The 1,714-nt window shown below is 53.4% G+C and carries 1 pseudogene; it reads left to right on the top strand.

What is annotated here, in order from left to right:
• Positions 1-44: 44 nt before the first annotated feature.
• A pseudogene (locus tag JUJ53_RS23015) lies at positions 45-1,714 on the top strand (FG-GAP repeat protein); the annotation flags it as partial.

Here is a 1,714-nt window from a genome sequence, read left to right as displayed (position 1 = left end):
TCGGGATGGATGAACCGTAAACCCCATTTAAGGAATCTAAATCCATGAGCTTCGACCCTATTTTGAACCTTTCCAGCCTCGATGGCAGCAATGGCTTTCGCCTCGATGGTGTGGCGGCAAGTGACTCTTCCGGTTATTCGGTGAGCAGTGCGGGGGATATCAACGGCGATGGCTTCGATGACCTAATTATTGGCGCACGTCTTGCCAACAACAACGGCAACTTTTCCGGCTCTAGCTATGTGGTCTTTGGGAGTGCCGGCGGGTTTAGTAGCTCCTTCAATCTCTCTACCCTCAATGGCAGCAATGGCTTTCGTATTGATGGGATAGTTGCAAATGACCAATCTGGGCGTTCGGTGAGCGGTGCGGGGGATATCAACGGCGATGGCTTTGATGACATAATCATTGGCGCACCCTTTGCCGACCCCAACGGCAACCTTTCCGGCTCCAGCTATGTGGTCTTTGGCAGTGGGGGTGAGTTTAGTAGCATCCTCAATCCCTCCACCCTCAATGGCAGCAATGGCTTTCGTATTGATGGGGTAGTTGCAGGTGACCAAGTCGGTAGTTCGGTGAGCAGTGCCGGAGATATCAACGACGATGGCTTTGATGACTTGATTATTGGGGCACGCTTTTCTTCCCCCAACGGCAACCTTTCCGGCTCCAGCTATGTGATCTTTGGCAGTGGGGGTGAGTTTAGTAGCATCCTCAATCCCTCCACTCTCAATGGCAGCAATGGCTTTCGTATTGATGGGGTAGTTGCAGGTGACCAAGTCGGGGTTTCGGTGAGCAGTGCCGGAGATATCAATGGCGATGGCATTGATGACCTGATTATTGGGGCAAGCGGTGCCGACAACAACGGCAACTTTTCCGGCTCTAGCTATGTGGTCTTTGGCAGGAATGCAGGGTTTAGTCCAACCCTAAACCTTTCCACACTCAATGGCAGCAACGGCTTTCGCCTCGATGGGGCAGCGGCATCTGAAGAGTCCGGTTATTCGGTGAGCAGTGCCGGGGATGTCAATGGCGATGGCTTTGATGACCTGATTATTGGCGCATTATTTGCCGACCCCAACGGCAACAGTTCCGGCTCCAGCTATGTGGTCTTTGGTAAAGCGAATGGCTTTAGTGCGACACAGAACCTCTCTACCCTAGATGGCAGCAACGGCTTTCGCCTCGATGGCGTAGCGGCAGATGACCGTTCTGGTCGGTCAGTCAGCAGTGCCGGGGATATCAATGGCGATGGCTTTGATGACCTGATTGTTGGCGCATTCTATGCCGACCCCAACGGCGACCGTTCCGGCTCTAGCTATGTGGTCTTTGGGAGCAGCGACGGGTTTAGTAGCTCCTTCAATCTCTCCACCCTCAATGGCAGCAATGGCTTTCGTCTCGATGGCGCAGCGGCACTTGACCGTTCCGGTCGTTCGGTAAGTGGTGCCGGGGATGTCAATGGTGATGGCATTGATGACCTGATTATTGGCGCATTCTATGCCGACCCCAATGGCAGCAATTCCGGCTCTAGCTATGTGGTCTTTGGGCGGTCAGACAACCAAGCCCCCAGCATTGTAAGCACCGCTGCTGTGAATGTTGCAGAAAATACCACCGCCGTCATTGACATTCAATCTACTGACGATACCAACAGTGAAGGCAATGGACTTTCCTACAGCCTCAGCGGCGGCGATGACCAAGCCTTCTTTGACATCAATGCCACAACCGGTGCCCT

Origin of the sequence: Leptolyngbya sp. CCY15150 (assembly GCF_016888135.1) — a bacterium.
Taxonomy (GTDB): domain Bacteria; phylum Cyanobacteriota; class Cyanobacteriia; order RECH01; family RECH01; genus RECH01.
Note: the sequence above shows the minus strand (reverse complement) of the source record. Positions and strands in the feature narration are given on the sequence as shown.